This window comes from Arthrobacter sp. B055-34, from assembly GCF_059090425.1.
On record NZ_JBNHFQ010000001.1, the window covers coordinates 165,262 to 182,756 of the forward strand.

Annotated in this window: 13 protein-coding genes; 10 read left to right on the forward strand and 3 right to left on the reverse strand. The window is 66.4% G+C overall.

The window, feature by feature from the left end; genetic code table 11:
• Nucleotides 1-195: 195 nt before the first annotated feature.
• The 3 genes from AC5RWO_RS00780 (at nt 196) to AC5RWO_RS00790 (ending at nt 4,039) form a co-directional block, all read left to right on the forward strand.
• The gene (locus tag AC5RWO_RS00780; RefSeq protein WP_498728633.1) at nt 196-1,224 is read left to right on the forward strand and encodes an ABC transporter substrate-binding protein; all 1,029 of its coding nucleotides are present in this window, start codon (nt 196-198) and stop codon (nt 1,222-1,224) included.
• 48 nt (nt 1,225-1,272) lie between these two features.
• Nucleotides 1,273-2,853 carry a histidine ammonia-lyase gene (gene hutH / locus AC5RWO_RS00785; protein ID WP_498728634.1) on the forward strand — a complete coding sequence of 527 codons (1,581 nt, stop codon included), beginning with the start codon at nt 1,273-1,275 and terminating at the stop codon, nt 2,851-2,853.
• A 64-nt stretch (nt 2,854-2,917) separates the two neighbouring features.
• Nucleotides 2,918-4,039, forward strand: a complete 1,122-nt coding sequence (locus AC5RWO_RS00790; RefSeq protein WP_498728635.1) for a sialate O-acetylesterase — start codon at nt 2,918-2,920, stop codon at nt 4,037-4,039.
• A gap of 65 nt (nt 4,040-4,104) precedes the next feature.
• Here AC5RWO_RS00790 and AC5RWO_RS00795 read toward each other — a convergent pair whose 3' ends face one another.
• The 3 genes from AC5RWO_RS00795 to tdh are packed head-to-tail and all read right to left on the reverse strand — an operon-like array spanning nt 4,105 to nt 7,394.
• On the reverse strand, nt 4,105-5,112 hold the full coding sequence (locus AC5RWO_RS00795; RefSeq protein ID WP_498728636.1) for a DUF695 domain-containing protein: 1,008 nt from the start codon (nt 5,110-5,112) through the stop codon (nt 4,105-4,107).
• A 10-nt stretch (nt 5,113-5,122) separates the two neighbouring features.
• On the reverse strand, nt 5,123-6,337 hold the full coding sequence (locus AC5RWO_RS00800) for a glycine C-acetyltransferase (protein ID WP_498728637.1): 1,215 nt from the start codon (nt 6,335-6,337) through the stop codon (nt 5,123-5,125).
• 10 nt (nt 6,338-6,347) lie between these two features.
• The gene (gene tdh, locus AC5RWO_RS00805) at nt 6,348-7,394 is read right to left on the reverse strand and encodes an L-threonine 3-dehydrogenase (RefSeq protein ID WP_498728638.1); all 1,047 of its coding nucleotides are present in this window, start codon (nt 7,392-7,394) and stop codon (nt 6,348-6,350) included.
• A 272-nt stretch (nt 7,395-7,666) separates the two neighbouring features.
• Between tdh and AC5RWO_RS00810 the strand changes: the two genes are divergently transcribed.
• The 7 genes from AC5RWO_RS00810 (at nt 7,667) to AC5RWO_RS00840 (ending at nt 17,491) form a co-directional block, all read left to right on the forward strand.
• Nucleotides 7,667-8,875, forward strand: coding sequence for a cytochrome P450 (locus AC5RWO_RS00810; protein WP_498728639.1), 1,209 nt, complete (start codon nt 7,667-7,669; stop codon nt 8,873-8,875).
• Between the two features lie 148 nt (nt 8,876-9,023).
• A complete protein-coding gene (locus AC5RWO_RS00815; protein ID WP_498728640.1) occupies nt 9,024-10,364 on the forward strand; it encodes a GAF domain-containing protein in 1,341 nt (446 codons plus the stop codon).
• Between the two features lie 19 nt (nt 10,365-10,383).
• On the forward strand, nt 10,384-11,913 hold the full coding sequence (locus AC5RWO_RS00820; protein WP_498728641.1) for a DHA2 family efflux MFS transporter permease subunit: 1,530 nt from the start codon (nt 10,384-10,386) through the stop codon (nt 11,911-11,913).
• Nucleotides 11,914-12,076: 163 nt separating this feature from the next.
• Nucleotides 12,077-13,600 (forward strand): acetaldehyde dehydrogenase ExaC, encoded by a 1,524-nt coding sequence (exaC, locus tag AC5RWO_RS00825; protein ID WP_498728642.1) that lies wholly within the window; start codon nt 12,077-12,079, stop codon nt 13,598-13,600.
• Nucleotides 13,601-13,602: 2 nt separating this feature from the next.
• Nucleotides 13,603-14,004, forward strand: a complete 402-nt coding sequence (locus AC5RWO_RS00830) for a DUF779 domain-containing protein (RefSeq protein ID WP_498728643.1) — start codon at nt 13,603-13,605, stop codon at nt 14,002-14,004.
• A 260-nt stretch (nt 14,005-14,264) separates the two neighbouring features.
• Nucleotides 14,265-16,421 carry an amylo-alpha-1,6-glucosidase gene (locus AC5RWO_RS00835; RefSeq protein ID WP_498728644.1) on the forward strand — a complete coding sequence of 719 codons (2,157 nt, stop codon included), beginning with the start codon at nt 14,265-14,267 and terminating at the stop codon, nt 16,419-16,421.
• Nucleotides 16,422-16,435: 14 nt separating this feature from the next.
• A complete protein-coding gene (locus AC5RWO_RS00840) occupies nt 16,436-17,491 on the forward strand; it encodes a glycosyltransferase family 4 protein (RefSeq protein ID WP_498728645.1) in 1,056 nt (351 codons plus the stop codon).
• Nucleotides 17,492-17,495: the final 4 nt, after the last annotated feature.

The window sequence follows — 17,495 nt, forward strand, 5'->3', positions numbered from 1 at the left end:
AGTGCCTTTCCGGTCGGGATCGTCATTTCACTGACGTTGCACTTAGTAAAACATCAATTTCATCTAGTGGCAATGCCCCTTTTCCGCCCGACCATTGACGGCAGCCGGATCGCTCTGTACCTTTTCCCTATCAGCCCATAAATTTTACTGTCTGAAATGGCCTTGCCATTCAGCGGCAGAACTGGAGAAACTCCCATGGAAAAGCTCTTCCGCGGATCCACCACCCAACGCCGTACGTTCATGACGGGCGCGTCCGCCGCCGCCCTCACGGGTCTTCTGGCGCTGACCGGCTGCGGATCAGGCAGCCCGTCAGCTCCCGAGGACGCCCCGAACTCCAACGGCGCTGCACCCCAGGAGGGACTGGACCAGGTGAGCGTGGGACTCATCCCCATCACCGACGTCGCCCCCATCTATCTGGGCATGCAGGAGGGCTACTTCGAGGACGAAGGCATCCAGCTCTCCGTCCAGCTCGCCCAGGGCGGCGCGGCGATTGTGCCGGCCGTGATGACCGGTGAATACCAGTTCGGCTATTCCAACGTCGTCTCGCTGCTGATCGCCCAGGACAAGACCTTGCCGGTGAAGGTGGTTTCCAACGGCTCGAGCTCCACCAACGTGCCGGGCGAGGACGTCACCGAAGTCGCCGCCATGCCCGACAGCGGCATTGAGTCCGCCTCGGACCTCGTGGGCAAGACGGTGGCAGTCAACGCCCTGAACAACTTCGCCGACGTGACCATCCGCAACTCCATCGAAGCAGCCGGCGGGGATCCGCAGGACGTGAACTTCGTCGAGATGCCGTATCCCAACATGCCCGCCGCGCTGGAGCGCGGGGACGTTGACGCGGCCTGGACCACCGAGCCGTTCCGCACGCAGATCCTGGAGGCCGGCGGCGAGATCGTGGCCAGCCCCATGACGGATCTAACCGAAAACTTCGATTCGGCCTTCTACTTCACCTCCGAGCAGACCCTGCAGGAAAACCCGGAGCTGGTGGAACGATTCCAACGCGCGCTGGAAAAGTCCTTCACCTTCGCAATGGAAAACGAGGACGAGGTCCGCACGATCATCCAGGACTACGCGAAGATCACGCCTGAACTGGCCGAGACCGTGGAAATGTCCAAGTGGTATCCCGAGATCAACATGGACGGACTGCAGAAACTGGGCACCGCAGCCCAGAAGTACGGAGTGCTGGAAAACGAACCGGACTATGATGCTCTGATCGTCAAGTAACCATATCCGCCCCGCCAGCCACGCCTCCCACCTTCGATGAAAGGCACCATGTCCCAGCTTCAGCCCGTCACCATCTCCACCGGCCCGCTCACGCCGGAGGAAGTCGTCGCCGTCGCGCGCCACGGTGCACCGATCGAGCTCAGCGCCGAGTCCCTGTCAGCCATGGCGGAGTCCCGCGCGGTGATCGACGCGCTGGTCACCGATGACAAACCGCACTACGGCGTTTCCACGGGCTTCGGCGCCCTTGCCACCAAGCAGATCCCCATCGAGCTGCGCACCCAGCTTCAGCGCAGCCTGATCCGCAGCCACGCCGCTTCCTCCGGCATCGAAGTGGACCGCGAGGTGGTCCGCGGCCTGATGCTCAACCGGCTCTCCACCATGGCTACCGGCCGCACGGGGGTCCGCCCGATGGTGGCGCAGGGCTATGCCGCCATGCTCAATGCCGGCATCACCCCCGTGGTCGGCGAGTACGGATCGCTCGGCTGCTCCGGGGATCTGGCGCCGCTGGCACACTGCGCGCTGGCGCTGATGGGCGAGGGCGAGGTACGGAACAACGACGGCGCGCTGGTGCCTGCCGCCGAGGCGCTGGCTGCCGCCGGGCTCGAGCCGGTGGAACTGCGGGAGAAGGAAGGCCTGGCGCTGATCAACGGCACGGACGGGATGCTGGGCATGCTCATTATGGCCTCGGCGGACCTGCACCTGCTGCTGAAGACCGCGGATCTGGCCGCCGCGATGAGCATCGAGGGCCTGCTGGGCACGGACTCGGTCCTAGCCGAGGACCTGCACGCGCTGCGCCCGCACCCCGGACAGATCGCCGCCGCGGCCAACATGCGACGGATCTTGGACGGGTCACCGCTGATCGCCGAGCAGAAGTCGTCGGACAATGGCGACGGCCACCGCTTCACCCGCGTGCAGGACGCCTACTCGCTACGCTGCGCCCCGCAGGTGCACGGTGCCGCCAGGGCCACGCTGTCGCATGTGGAATCCGTGGCCGGCTACGAGCTGTCCTCCGCCATCGACAACCCGGTGGTTACGCCGGACGGCCGGGTGGAGTCCAACGGGAACTTCCATGGCGCGCCGGTCGGCTACGCCCTGGACTTCCTCGCCATCGCCGTGGCCGACCTGGCCTCGATGAGCGAGCGGCGGACGGATCGGTTCCTGGACAAGGCCCGCAGCCACGGGCTCAACGCGTTCCTGGCCGACGATCCCGGCGTGGATTCCGGCCACATGATCGCGCAGTACACCCAGGCGGGCATCGTCTCCGAACTCAAGCGGCTGGCCAACCCGGCCTCGGTGGACTCCATCCCGTCCTCCGCGATGCAGGAGGACCACGTGTCCATGGGCTGGTCCGCCGGGCTGAAGCTGCGCCGGGCGCTGGATGGCCTGACGCGTGTGCTGGCCATCGAGCTGCTCACCAGCGCCCGGGCCCTGGACATGCGCGACGGCGGCCTGGACTCCTCCCGGAGCGCCCCGGCCGTCACCGCGGTCCGGCGCGAAATCCGCAAGGTGGTCGAAGGCCCCGGAACGGACCGCTACCTCTCCCCCGAGATCGAAGCGGTGCGCATCCTGGTGGACAGCGGCGTGCTGATCGAGGCCGTCCAGCAGGAGCTCGGGTCGGCGCTAAACTGATCGGAGTAATTTTGCCAGCCGGCGGGTGAGCCCGCCGCCGCCCGGTCTGGAGGGGGACGCGAGCATGGGCACGGACGATCCTGCCGCAGCGCAACAATCCGGCTCTCCAGCCGGCAGCCCTGCCAGTCCCAGCCGCCGGACGCTGTTCCGCCGCGCCGCCCCCATCATCGCGGTCGGTCTTGGTTCCGGCGCCCTCGGGGCGGGAGCGGCCCATGCCGCCGCCCGCCCGGGCAGCCCGCTGCCGGGGAGCCTGGGGCTGCCCTCCGACGAGGACATCGCCCGGCTGATCGCCGATCCCGAATCAGCCACCCACCGGGCGCTCGCCAACCTGCTTAACCCCGCCCAGCCGGCTGGCGGGCAGGGCATCCAGAGCACCGAGAATGTTGCCGGAGCTGCCGCGGGCAACGGCCGCACCGACCCGCGAAAGTCCGGCGCCGACGTCGTTCTCTTGCTGGGGCAATCCAACATGCAAGGTTCGGGGCTGCCCTATGATCCGGTTATCGACATCAGGCTGGAGGGCATTGACCAGTTCGCCGGCTCGGGGCCGCACGCCGGGACCGTGATTCCGGCCGCGGACGCGCTGTTCCACGTCACCCAGAACCTGCGCGACGGAGCGCCCACCATCGGCCCCGGAATGGAATTCGCCCGGCAGCTCTGGCTCAACCAAGCGGCGGACCGCAAGGTGCTGCTGGTGCCGGCGGCCCTCGGCGGCACCTCGATCACCGGCAACGCGGACTATTCCTGGGACCCGTACAACACCACAGCCTCCGTGAACCTGGCCCGCCGGGGACTGGACGCGTGCCTCCGCGCCCTCGCGCTCAACCCCTCGCACCGGCTGGCGGCCATCCTGTGGCACCAAGGCGAATCGGACGCGCTGCCCAAAGTGGGCCAGGACTGGTACCAGCGCAAGCTGCTGCAGATCATCGACCTGTACCGCGCAGAACTGGGCCCGGTCCCATTCCTCATTGGCGGCATGGTGCCCGAATGGATCGCCGCGGACAAGAAGATCCGCGGCCCGATCGACGCGGTGCACCGTTCCATTCCCTCCCACCGGCCGCAGACCGCTTTCGTCGAAGGACCCGCCGGCGCCAACGGTGCAAACGACGGCATCCATTTCAACGCTGCCGGCGCCCGCGAACTCGGCCTGCGTTACTACCGGACTTTCTCCGGCATGGCCGCCAGCTGACCACGCCGCGGAACGTCATCAGAGCGTACGACGGCGGGGGCTGAGCGCCGCAATGACCTCACGCCCTATCTGATCCTCAGGTGGTTGACGCCGGACCACCCGGGATCGAGTTCCGCACCGACGCCGGTCTGTCCCTCTTCCCATGCCGATGCGGCCGCTTCCAGGTCCCAGCCGGCGGAGGTGGTCGAATCCACGTAGAAGTGCAGGATCCGGCGGCCGTCCGTTGTTTCGGCCGCAACCAGCCGGCCGTTGCCGTTGAGCGCTTCGGCGAGCGCCTGTTCCATCGCCTGCAGCCGGCGCCCCGATTCCTCACCCGGGAGCCCGTCGTCGAGGATCTGGGCGTAGCCGACCTGCACGGCCACATGCTGGTCGAAGTCGGGCCAGAACGCCGGGACCAGCGGAACCTGCACAAAGGCGGTGATGGGGCGGTCCTCGACCGAGCGGCCGTGCAGCTCTTCCCAGATGGGCTCGCCGTGCCCGTCGAAAGCGCCGGCGCGCAATTGCTGCACGACGGCAGGCAGGTCACTCAGGGGGATGTCCCCCGGATGCGGCTGCAGCACCGGTTCGATGATGCCGATCCATGCGTTCACGTCCTGCTGGCCGATGGCATGGTCCAGCATGATGGCCACCGGGACTAGCCGCTTGTCTTCGGGGAGCCGGCCCAACTTCGGGTGGTAGACCGAGATGTCCGCCGAATACCGGTTGCGCATCAGGCCCACCCGGAAGTCCTCGCCCGCGAACTCCTCGCCGCCGACCCCCAGCGTCAGGTCCTCGAAGCGCGCGGCCGCCTGCCGGGCATCCGCGTACTCCCAGTGCCTGTCCGGTGCCGGAGCAGCCTTGAGCACCCGCCGGGCCAGCGCCGCGTGTTCCGGGCTGTCGGGGAAGATGACCAGTTCGTGTTCCGCCGTCGCTCCGGGACCGAGCTCCCAGGCGAGGCCCGGATCGATCCTCGCGATCCGCTGGCCCAGCTGTTTGACGTAGTTTTCGGCGTAGCCCGCTGCGCCCTGTGCGATGCGGCCGGCAGCGTCCGCTTCCCACCAGGCCCAGAACTCCCCCACAGCATCTACGTCCATGCTCCCTGTCCTACCCGCTTACTGCGTCCCGCGAGGCGACGAACGCGCGCACACAAGCTTCGACGTCTTCCGGGCTGTGGGCGGCGGAAAGCTGCACGCGGATCCGGGCGGCGCCCTGGGGGACCACCGGGTAGCTGAAGGCCGTCACGTAGACGCCGTGGGCCAGCATCTGGTCCGCCACTTTGCCTGCCAGCACGGCGTCGTGGAACATCACCGGGATGATCGCGTGTTCTCCGGCCAGCAGCTCGAACCCTTCATCGGCCATCCGGCGGCGGAAGAGGGCCGCGTTTTCCTGCAGCCGGGAGCGCAGTTCACCGGATTCGCGCACGAGCTCCAGCGCCCGGAGCGTGGCTGCGACGATGGCCGGGGCCACGGAATTGGAGAACAGGTAGGGCCTGGCACGCTGCCGGAGCATCGCCACGATCTCCGCGCGCCCCGAAACGTACCCGCCGGAGGCGCCGCCCAAGGCTTTGCCGAAGGTCCCGGTGTAGATGTCTACCCGGTCCGACACCCCGGCGTGTTCGGGCGTACCGGCGCCGGTGGCGCCCATGAACCCTACGGCGTGCGAGTCATCCACCATGACCAGCGCGTCGTACTGTTCGGCGAGCGCGCAGATGTCCTGGAGCGGGGCGAGGTAGCCGTCCATGGAGAAGACGCCGTCGGTGACGATGATCCGGCGACGTGCCCCGCCGCCGTCGTTCATTGCCGCGGTTTCCTGCAGCCTGGCTTCCAGCTCTGCCATGTCCCGGTTGGCGTAGCGGAACCTGGCCGCCTTGGACAGCCGGATGCCGTCGATGATGGACGCATGGTTCAGCGCGTCCGAAATGATGGCGTCCTCCGGCCCGAACAGGGACTCGAAGACGCCCCCGTTCGCGTCGAAGCAGGAGGAGAACAGGATGGTGTCCTGGGTACCGAGGAATTCGGAGACCCGGCGTTCAAGCTCCAGGTGCAGGTCCTGGGTGCCGCAGATGAAGCGCACGCTGGCCATGCCGAAGCCGCGCTCGTCCAGGGCTGACTTGGCCGCGGCGATCATGTCCGCGTGGTCGGCCAGGCCGAGGTAGTTGTTGGCGCAGAAGTTGAGCACCTGGCGGGCCGGGCCGTCCAGACTGCCGGCAGTGATGTGGCTGGACTGCGGGGAGCTGATCCGGCGTTCGGCTTTGAACAATCCGGCGGCGCGGATTTCGTCCAGTTCCGCGGCCAGCTGGTCCTTCAGGGCAGAGTACATGCAAAGCTCCTTAGATCCTTCTCCAGTCGAGGACAACCTTGCCGCCCATGCCATGGCGGGCGGTTTCGAAGCCCCGCTCCCACTTGGCGGCCGGCAGCACGTCCGTGATGACTCCCGAAATGGCCTCGTGCAGCACCGGGTTCGATTGCAGCATGGCACTCATCGCGTACCAGGTTTCGAACATCTCCCGCCCGTAGATGCCCTTGAGCGTGAGCATGTGCGTGACCACCTTGCCCCAGTTGATGGCGATGTCTTCGGCGGGCAGGCCCAGCAGCGCAATCCGCCCGCCGTGGGTCATGTTGTCGATCATTTCCCGCAGGGCGCTGGCCCGGCCGGACATCTCCAGCCCGATGTCGAAGCCCTCGGTCAGGCGCAGTTGCTCCTGGGCCTCGGCCATCCGTTCATGGCTGACGTCGACGGTCATGTCCGCGCCCATCCGCTTGGCCAGATCCAGCCGGGAAGCGGAGATGTCGGTAATGGCGATGTTGCGGGCACCTGCGTGGCGGGCAACGGCGATCGCCATCAGCCCGATCGGCCCGGCCCCGGTGATCAGCACGTCCTCGCCGACCAGCGGGAAGCTCAGGGCGGTGTGGACGGCGTTGCCGAACGGATCGAAGATGGCGCCGAGTTCAGGGGTGATGGACGGATCGCGGTGCACCCAGACGTTGGTTTCCGGAATCACCACGTACTCGGCGAAGGCCCCGTCCCGCTGGATCCCGACGCTGACGGTCCGGATGCACATCTGGCGCCGGCCGGCCCGGCAGTTGCGGCAGGTACCGCAGACAATGTGCCCCTCGCCGGAGACCCGGTCTGCGATCTGGACGTCCCGGACCAAGCTGCCCGTTTCGACCACCTCGCCGTAGAACTCATGCCCGGGGATCAGCGGCGTGGGAATGTTCTCCTGCGCCCACGGATCCCACGCCTGGATGTGCAGGTCAGTCCCGCAGATTCCGGTGGTCATCACTTTGATCTTGACGTCGCCCTCGCCGGTTCGCGGCTCGGGACGGTCAACGAGCTCGAAGCCGGCCTGTGGCCCGGACTTGAACAGCGCCTTCACTGATACTTCCTTCCGATTCGGATTGCCGCGGCCCGCGGGCGGACCGGGATCGCCGACCCCCTCACGTGACCGCGGTCACGCAATGAAACCACTCTACTTAAGCGGTAGGACAGTTGGGACATTGAATCCGGTCACGGTGATGATCGGCCGAAAACTAACGACGGCGGGTGGCGGCCGCCGTCGTTAGTTATCAACATGGGGCGGATGCTGCTAGTGATCGGGGCGTTTGGGCGATAACTTGTCAGCAAGACTGCAGAGAAGGTGAGGCCGCTGTGACCGAAGTGCTGGCGTATCGGGGTGTTCAGGTGCTGGGCGATGACCCGTATTCGGACGGGAATCTGGCGGATCCGTACCCGCTGTTCGAGCGGATGCGTGCGGCCGGGCCGGCGGTCTACCTGCAGAAGTACAACGTGCTTGCGTTCGCCCGCTACGAGGAATGCCGGGACATTCTGGCGGACCACCAGACGTTCATCAACGGTGCCGGGGTGGGGCCGAAGAACCTGCACAAGGAGCCGTCCTGGAAACCGCAGGGCATTCTGGATTCGGACCCGCCCGTCCACACCCAGCTGCGCAAGGCCATGGCCTCGGTCATCTCGCCCAAGGGAACACGTGCGTTGCGCGCCGGCTTCGAGGCCTTCGCCGCGCAGCTGCTGCCGCAACTGCTGGAGCGCGGGGAGATCGACGGCGTTCAGGACCTGGCGCAGGTCTACCCCCTCCGGGTTTTCGGCGACGCGGTGGGCATTCCGCGCGAGGGCCGGGCGGAGAACCTGATCAGCCAGGGCGCCATGAGTTTCAGCTACTTCGGCCCGGAGGACGAACGCCAGCAGCACTTCATCGAGCAGGGCGCCGGCACCTTCGAATGGGTCATGGAACACACCGCACGCGCCAAGCTGGCACCCGGCGGGCTCGGCGCACAGCTATGGGACCGCGCCGATGCCGGGGATATCAGTGCGGAAGCGGCGCCGCTGCTGGTCCGGGCGCTGCTCTCCGCGGGGCTGGACACCACCGTGATCGGACTCGGAAACGCGCTGAAGCTCCTTGCCGAGCATCCCCAAGAGTGGGCCAAGCTCCGGCAGAATCCGCGGCTGGTCAAGTTCGCCATCGACGAGGTGCTAAGGTTCGATTCGCCGTTCCAGTCCTTCTTCCGCACCACGGGCGCCGACACGGTGTTCCGTGGCATCCCGATTCCGGCCGGAACGAAGATTGTGCTCTTCCTCGGGTCAGCCAACCGGGATACGGCGCAGTTCGGGCCGGACGCCGGCGAGTTCCGGATCGAGCGCGACGCTGCCAGCATGATCGCTTTCGGCAATGGCATCCACCGCTGCGTCGGCCAGCCCATCACGAGGCTGGAAATGGAAGTGGTGCTCGGCTGGCTCGCCGAGCACGTCGAACGCCTGGAGCTAGCCGGCGAGCCCGTCCCCTACCTGCACAACACGCTCAAGGGTTGGGAATCCCTCCCGCTGCGGCTCATCCCGGCGTGAGTGAGCGGAGGCCCGGCGGGCTGGGTATCCCGGGCCATGGGAGACAGCGAACGACGGCGGCTCCCGGCTTGCGCTGCTGGGTAGACTGTGAGGCACGCCACTACTTCTCTTCCAGACCTGGTGGCTGATCTCAGCGAGCGGAGCAACGGTGCATTCCCACGTCCGATCGGCCTCCCGGCCTATCCAGCAGCAGGCTTACGCTGCCCACGAACTCCTTGACGACGCGGTCCGCAGGATGCCCCGCGCCGGCACAGCCACATTGTCCGGCTTACGGCAGGTAGTGCGCGAATCCTGGGAACGCTCCATGTCCTTGGTCCCGGATCCGGCCGACGCACTGGCACGCGTGGATCTGGTGGACGAGGAGCTGGAGGAGTACCGGCTGAGCCACCCGCTGGCGGCGATCATGCCCGTCATCCACCGACTCCTGGTGCTGCCCAGCCATGACACGGGAATGCTGGTGGCGGTCGGCGACGAGAACGGCCGGCTGCTCTGGGTGGACGGGGATGCCCGGCTGAAGCGCCAGGCCGAAAAAATGACCTTCATTGCCGGCGCCGACTGGTCCGAAGGAACCGTGGGGACCAGCGCCCCGGGCACCGCGCTGGCTCTGGGGCGCGGAGTGCAGATCTCCGGGGCCGAGCATTTCAGCCGCATTGTCCATCCGTGGAGCTGCACCGCCGTCCCGGTGCGCGATCCTGATTCGGGCGCCGTCCTCGGCGTCGTGGATATTACCGGCCGCGAAGAGGCGGTCGCCCCGCACACGCTCTCCCTAGTGCAGGCCACCGTGGCCGCGGCGGAGGCGCAGCTGCGCATCGAACGCCTGCAGCGGGGTCAGGCTCAGCCCGCGGCCAAACCGCTGCATAAGGCGCAGGATCCGGGCCGGACCTCGAGGCCCCGGCTCTACAGCAACACGCTGTCCATCACCGGCCGGGATCAGGGCCAGCTGAGCTTGGAGGGCCACACACTGAATTTGTCCCTGCGCCACACGGAGATCCTCACGCTGCTCGCCCTGCATCCGCGCGGCCTGACCGCGGACGCACTTGCCGACCTGCTCTATCCGGATGCCCAGAGCACCACGCTGCGGGCCGAGATGGTCCGGCTGCGCAAACTGATCGGCACGGCCAACCCGGAGGCGGTTCCACAGTCCCGGCCATACCGGCTGCCGCAGGAATTGATCCTCGACGCCAAACAGGTCCTCAATTACCTGCAGCGCGGTGCCCACCGCCTGGCCCTGAACATTTATCAGGGGGCGCTGCTGCCCAATTCGGAGGCGCCCGGCATCGTCCGCTTCCGCGAAGAGGTCAGCGCGAACCTTCGCGAGGCGGTACTCAGCGATGCCTCCGCGGAAACACTGCTGCGCTACCTGCAACTGCCGGAAGCAGAGTACGATGCCGAGGCCTGGCTCAGCGCCCTGCGCGTCCTCCCGGCGCGCTCGCCCAGGCGCACCGCCGTCGTCGCCCATCTTGAACGGCTCGAGGCTGAACTGCGCTGAGCCGTGGTAAGTTCCAGCGGTGGATAACGTCAGCCGCCCCTGGCCCGCGCTCTGGTCTCTGGTCATCGGGTTCTTCATGATCCTGGTGGATACCACGATTGTTTCGGTGGCCAACCCAGCGATCATGCGCGGCCTGCAGACCGACATCAACTCGGTCATCTGGGTAACCAGTGCCTACCTGCTGGCCTACGCCGTGCCGCTGCTGATCACGGGCCGGCTGGGCGACCGCTTCGGGCCGAAAAACCTGTACCTGACCGGGCTCGTGCTGTTCACGGCGACCTCGGCCTGGTGCGGTCTCGCCAACGACATCCAGATGCTGATCCTGGCGCGCGTCTTCCAAGGGCTGGGAGCGTCCATGATGACGCCGCAGACGATGTCCGTCATCACGCGGATCTTCCCGCCGGACCGCCGCGGGGCGGCGATGGGAATGTGGGGCGCGGTGGCCGGACTGGCCGCGCTGACCGGTCCTATCCTCGGCGGATTGCTGGTGGATTCGCTGGGCTGGGAGTGGATTTTCTTCGTCAACATCCCGGTGGGCCTGCTGGGCTTCCTAATGGCCTGGCGCTTTGTCCCTGCCCTGCCCACCCACTCGCACACCTTTGATCTCGCCGGTGTGCTGCTCAGCGCCGCCGGAATGTTCCTGCTCGTTTTCGGCATCCAGCAGGGCGAAACCTACCACTGGTCAACGATCGCCGGGCCGGTCACCGTTTGGAGCCTGATCCTCGCCGGAATTCTGGTCCTGGCCGGGTTCGTCGTGTGGCAGTCCCGCAACCGGAAGGAACCGCTGCTGCCGCTGAAGATTTTCCGGGACCGCAATTTCTCGCTGGCCAACGGCGGCATCACCACGGTCGGTTTCGCCGTCACCTGCATGTCCCTGCCATTGATCTTCTTCTTCCAGAGCGTCCGCGGCCTCACCCCCACCCAGTCGGCGCTCATGCTCGCGCCCACCGCCATCATCTCCGCTGTACTGGCACCGCTGGTCGGCCGAACCATCGACAGGGTCAATCCGAAATTCTTCGCCACGGCGGGGCTGGTGCTGATGGCCGGCGGCCTGGGCTGGTACGCCTTGCTCATGACACCGACGGCGGCGGTGGGCCTGCTCCTGCTGCCCGCCGCGGTGCTGGGGCTGGCCAATGCCTGCGTCTGGGGTCCGATGTCCACCACCGCCACGAGGAACCTGCGGCCGGCCGACGCCGGAGCCGGTTCCGGCGTTTACAACACCACCCGCCAGATCGGCGCGGTCCTGGGCAGCGCCTCCATCGCGGCCCTGATGCAGGCCCGGCTCGCCGAGGAACTGCCCCGCGGAGCGACTGTTTCCGGCGCACAGGCCGAGGCCGGCGCAGCGGTACTGCCGGACTTCCTGCATGCAGGATTTTCGACGGCGATGGCCCAGTCCCTGCTGCTGCCGGCGGCGGTGGCACTGGCCGGCGCCGTAGTGACACTCTTCTTCGCCCGGCCGCAGCCTGTCTCCGGCTGGGGAGAACCGGCGTCTGGAATGCCAGGCTCGGCGGAGGGACGCCAGGCCGGGACGCCGCGCCAGCCGCGGTAACAAACTCCGATTGCGGTAACAGGCTCCGGATGCTGTGGCCGCACCGGCCAGGCAACCGCCCCAATGCACCGTGCAACCTTGGTGCAACGTTGCGCCGCCTAGGCTGTGGTGCATGAGCGGGAGTCGACGATGACGCGCTCAAACCACGCTGAAGGAGTTAGCAATGACTGTTTACGCACAGCCGGGCCAGGATGGTTCGAAGGTCAGCTTCAAGCCGCGCTACGAGAACTGGATCGGCGGAGAATGGGTAGCCCCGGCCAAGGGCCAGTACTTCGAGAACATCTCCCCCGTGACCGGCAAACCCTTTTGTGAAATAGCCCGCGGCACCGCCGAAGACATCGAACTGGCCCTCGACGCCGCGCACAAAGCGGCCCCGGGCTGGGGCAAAGCGTCCGTGGCCGAGCGCGCCTCGGTGCTGAACCGGATTGCGGACCGGATCGAGGACAACCTGGAGATGCTCGCCGTCGCCGAGACCTGGGACAACGGCAAGGCCGTGCGCGAGACCCTCGCCGCCGACATCCCGCTGGCGGCGGACCACTTCCGCTACTTCGCCTCCGCCATCCGGGCGCAGGAAGGCCGACTCTCGCAGCTGGACGACGACACCACCGCCTACCACTACCACGAGCCGCTCGGCGTGGTCGGCCAGATCATCCCCTGGAACTTCCCGATCCTGATGGCCGTCTGGAAGCTGGCCCCCGCACTGGCGGCCGGAAACGCCGTCGTGCTTAAACCTGCGGAGCAGACCCCGGCGTCCATCCTGGTGCTGATGGAACTGATCGCCGATATCCTGCCCGCCGGCGTCGTCAACGTGGTCAACGGTTTCGGCGTCGAGGCCGGCAAGCCGCTGGCCTCCAGCCCGCGGATCCGCAAGATCGCGTTCACCGGCGAGACCACCACCGGCCGGCTGATCAGCCAGTACGCCAGCCAGAACCTGATCCCCGTGACGCTGGAGCTCGGCGGCAAGAGCCCGAACATTTTCTTCTCCGACGTCGCGGCCGAAAACGACGCGTTCTACGACAAGGCACTCGAAGGCTTCGCGCTCTTCGCCTTCAACCAGGGCGAAGTCTGCACTTGCCCCTCCCGCGCGCTGGTCCAAGGCTCCATCTACGACTCGTTCATGGCGGACGCGCTGGCCCGCACGGAGAAAATCATCCAGGGCAACCCGCTGGACACCACAACCCAGATCGGCGCACAGGCCTCCAACGACCAGCTGGAAAAGATCCTCTCCTACATGGACATCGGCAAGCAGGAAGGCGCCAAGATCCTCACCGGCGGCGAGCGGAACATCCTCGACGGCGACCTGGCCGAGGGCTACTACGTCAAGCCGACCATCTTCGAGGGCACCAACGACATGCGCGTCTTCCAGGAGGAGATCTTCGGTCCGGTAGTCTCCGTGACCCGGTTCAACGACTACTCCGAAGCGCTTCAGATCGCCAACGACACGCTCTACGGACTGGGCGCCGGCGTCTGGTCCCGCAACGGCAACGTGGCCTACCGCGCCGGCCGCGAGATCCAGGCCGGCCGGGTGTGGGTCAACAACTACCACGCCTACCCGGCCGGGGCAGCGTTCGGCGGCTACAAGTCCTCCGGCATCGGCCGCGAGAACCATGCCATGATGCTCGACCACTACCAGCAGACCAAGAACCTCCTGGTCAGCTACAACGAGAACAAGCTCGGTTTCTTCTAAACATGGCCGACCTCGTCAATCTCGACGCCGCGGTAGCGATACCCGGGGAAGACTTCTCCCGGGTAGCGCTGACACCGGCCGCGGTGGAACTGTTGCAGAAGTTGTGGGGGATCCACGGACCGCTGATGTTCCACCAGTCCGGCGGCTGCTGCGACGGCTCCTCGCCCATGTGCTATCCGGACGGCGAGTTCATCACCGCCGAAGCGGATGTGCTTATGGGGGTCTTCGAATTGCCCGAGTGCGGTTCGATTGACTTCTGGATGTCGCGGGAGCAGTTCGCCTACTGGCGGCACACCCACCTCACCGTTGATGTAGTCGACGGCCGCGGCAGCGGGTTCTCGGTGGAGGCTCCGGAAGGCAAACGGTTCCTGATCCGGTCTACCCTGATCGACGTCGCGAACTGAACCTTTTCCGACCCGGACGGCGGCTGTGCCTTGCGGCGCGGCCGCCGTCTGTGCGATTGGTGAAGGAGAGGTGCGGACTTTCGACGGGGGTCTTTCCACCGGTCGTTTTTGGTGCTTCCATGTTAGTTGGGGGTAGAGGAAACCTACCTGACGGAGCATGCTGTGGACGGCAAGTTGCGCGTGATTGTTCATTCAGCTGGCATGGTCCGGAAGGCAGTGGATAGACGTTTCACAGTCCGGGCATCCGGAACGGCCGCATCATGACCGGGTGGAGCGACGAAAACACCGCCGGTTCCGCCGGCGAGGGCGCTGTGACCCTCCTGCAGGGAACGTCCTTCTGCATTTCCTTTGCCAATGGGGACATGAACCCGGAACGGCCGCACGGATTCTTCTATCGCGACACGCGGTTCATTTCGGACTGGGCTTTGTCCGTCAACGGCCGGCCGGTCGAGCCGCTGGAAGCCATTCTTTACGACCCGTACCGCGCCGTTTTCATCGGCCGGGCAGAACGCACGGACGGGCTCGCCGACAGCAATCTACTGGTCGAGCGCCGTCGGAGCCTGAACCACGGGGTCCACGAGGAAGTGACAGTTTCCAACCACTCCCGGGAACCCGCGGCCTGCCAGGTCCAACTGACCGTAGGAGCGGATTTCGCCGACCTGTTCGAGGTGAAAGCGGGCTTGAAGGAGGTTGCCCACGCACAGCCGGCCGAGCGGCACACGGATAACCTGATCATCGAGTCCGAGGGTCTGCCGATCACCGCCAGGATCGTCGTGGCCGCGGAGGGCGCCGAGATCGCCGGGAACCGTATCAGTTACAGCGTCGTGATCCCCCCGCAGCAGAAATGGACTGGATCGTTCACGGCCCTGCCGGATATGGACCGGAGCCGTTCCCTGGAGGACCTCAATCCGCGCGTGCAGGTGCATTCGACCCTGCCCGAGGAACGGCTGATGGAATGGCGCAGAAACGTTCCGCTGGCCCGGATGGAAAACAAGGACTTCGAAAAGGTACTCGAACAGAGCCAGGCTGACCTTGGTTCGCTGCGCATTTTCGACCCAGATCATCCCGGCCGCGTGGTGGTGGCGGCTGGATCGCCGTGGTTCATGGCGCTCTTCGGGCGGGATTCGCTGCTGACATCCTTCATGACCCTGCCCCTTGATCCGTCACTGGCCCTCGGCACACTGCAGACCCTGGCCGAGCGGCAAGGCACTGAGGTGGACCCGCGCAGCGAGGAGCAGCCCGGAAAGATCCTCCACGAAGTCCGATTCGGAGCCAGCGCCGGACAGCTGCTCGGCGGCGACAACGCCTATTACGGATCTGTCGACGCGACGCCGCTGTTCGTCACGCTGGCCGGCGAGCTGACCCGCTGGGGCTTCTGGCCCGAAGTCGAAGGGTCCCTCCTGCCCGCGGTCGACAAGGCCCTGGATTGGATCACGCAGTACGGCGACATCGACGGCGACGGGTTCGTAGAGTACGCGAGGGCCACCGACAAGGGCCTGCTGAACCAGGGTTGGAAAGACTCCTGGGACGGGGTCAATTTCGCCGATGGAAGACTGGCCTCGCCCCCGATCGCTTTGTGCGAAGTTCAGGGCTACGTTTATGCGGCCTACATCAGCCGGGCACTGATGGCGCAGAGTGCCGGTGACGATGAGCTGGCGGCCCACTGGGGATCCCGGGCGGCCGACCTGAAAAGGGCATTCAACGAGCGGTACTGGCTTGAGGACCGCGGCTACTTCGCCATCGCCCTGGACCACGACAAGCGCCCGGTGGACTCCTGCGCTTCCAACATGGGGCACTGCTTGTGGAGCGGAATCGTGGATAACGACAAGGCGCCGCTGGTGGCGCGGCGCCTGATGTCCCCCGATATGTTCTGCGGCTGGGGTGTGCGAACGTTGGCCTCGGATATGGGTGCCTACAACCCGGCCAGCTACCATAACGGGTCAGTCTGGCCGCATGACAACGCCCTCATCGCCGGCGGACTGATGCGCTACGGCTTCATTGACGAGGCCAAGCGGATTGCCCTGGCCTTGTTTAACGCGGCGACACAGTTCGGCGGGCGGCTGCCGGAACTGTTCTGCGGGCTGGACCGGGAATCGTATCCGGTGCCTGTTGCCTATCCAACATCCTGTTCACCGCAGGCCTGGGCCGCGGCAGCGCCAGTACATCTCATGCGGATGCTGCTGAGGTTCGATCCGTGCATGACGCACAACGGACTTTGGCTGGCACCGCAGATTCCGGCCGAGCTGGGAGCACTCCGCGTCACCAATCTGCCGCTGGCAGGCGCACGCATTTCCGTAACCGTGGCGGACGGACAGACCCAGGTGGACGGCATTCCGGAATCCATCGAGCTGCACCGGAAACCGCGCAAGCCGCTGGCAGATCTGCTGGAAGTCTACGCAAGCAACACCGGAAACTAGCGCAGGAGCACCATATGCGCATCGGAATTGTCGCCCCACCTTGGATCGCTGTCCCGCCATGCGGCTACGGGGGCATCGAGGCCGTCATCGATTCCTTGGCCCGGGAGTTCATGACCGCCGGCCACGAGGTCAGGCTGGTGGCCGCCGAAGACAGCGACTGCCCGGTACCGAAAGTGTGCGGACTGCCCTCGCGGCAGATCAGCACTTTAGGGGCCGCCGTGGACGAACTGACCCATGTGGTCCTGGCCCATGAGGCGTTGGACGGCGTCGACATCATCCATGACCATACGCTCGCCGGACCTTTGTCGCGCCACCGGCCGCCGGGTGTCCCGCTGGTCACCACCGCCCACGGCCCCCTGACGGGAGCGTTCCGCACTGTCTACCGCGCCATCGGGGTCCATACCCCGCTGATCGCTATCTCCCGGCATCAGGCGGTCTCTGCTCCTGAGGTTTCGGTCCGCCAGGTCATCCACCATGGCATCGACGCGTCAACGGTTCCGCTGGGCGACGGCGACGGCGGCTATGCCTGTTTCCTGGGAAGGATGCATCCGGACAAAGGTCCTCTGCAGGCGATCGAGATAGCCCGCGAAGCCGGTGTCCCGCTGCGCATTGCCGCACGGGTGATGGAAAACGAAGAGCGCGACTTTTTCGACGCCGCCATCAGGCCCCAGCTAAAGCCGCCCATCGAATTCCTGGGCGAGCTGACGGCTCCGGAGAAGTATGAACTGCTGGGTGGTTCGATCGCCCTGCTGAACCCCATCCAATGGCCCGAGCCCTTCGGCATGGTCATGATCGAAGCCATGGCCACGGGTACGCCGGTCATCGCCACGCTGCGCGGCTCTGCCCCGGAAATCATCGAGGACGGAGTGACCGGCTTCCTGCGCCGCGGAAACCACCAGCTCGCCGTCGCACTTCAGCAGGCAGGCACCTTGGACAGGAACCGGTGCCGCCGGGTCACCGAGACTTACTTCAGCGCCGCGCGCATGGCCGAGGAACATCTGCGGTTCTTCACCGACATCGTCGCCCAAGGCGCCCGCCGCCGCGCCGGCAGTCCGATTGTAGTCGCCTGAGGCT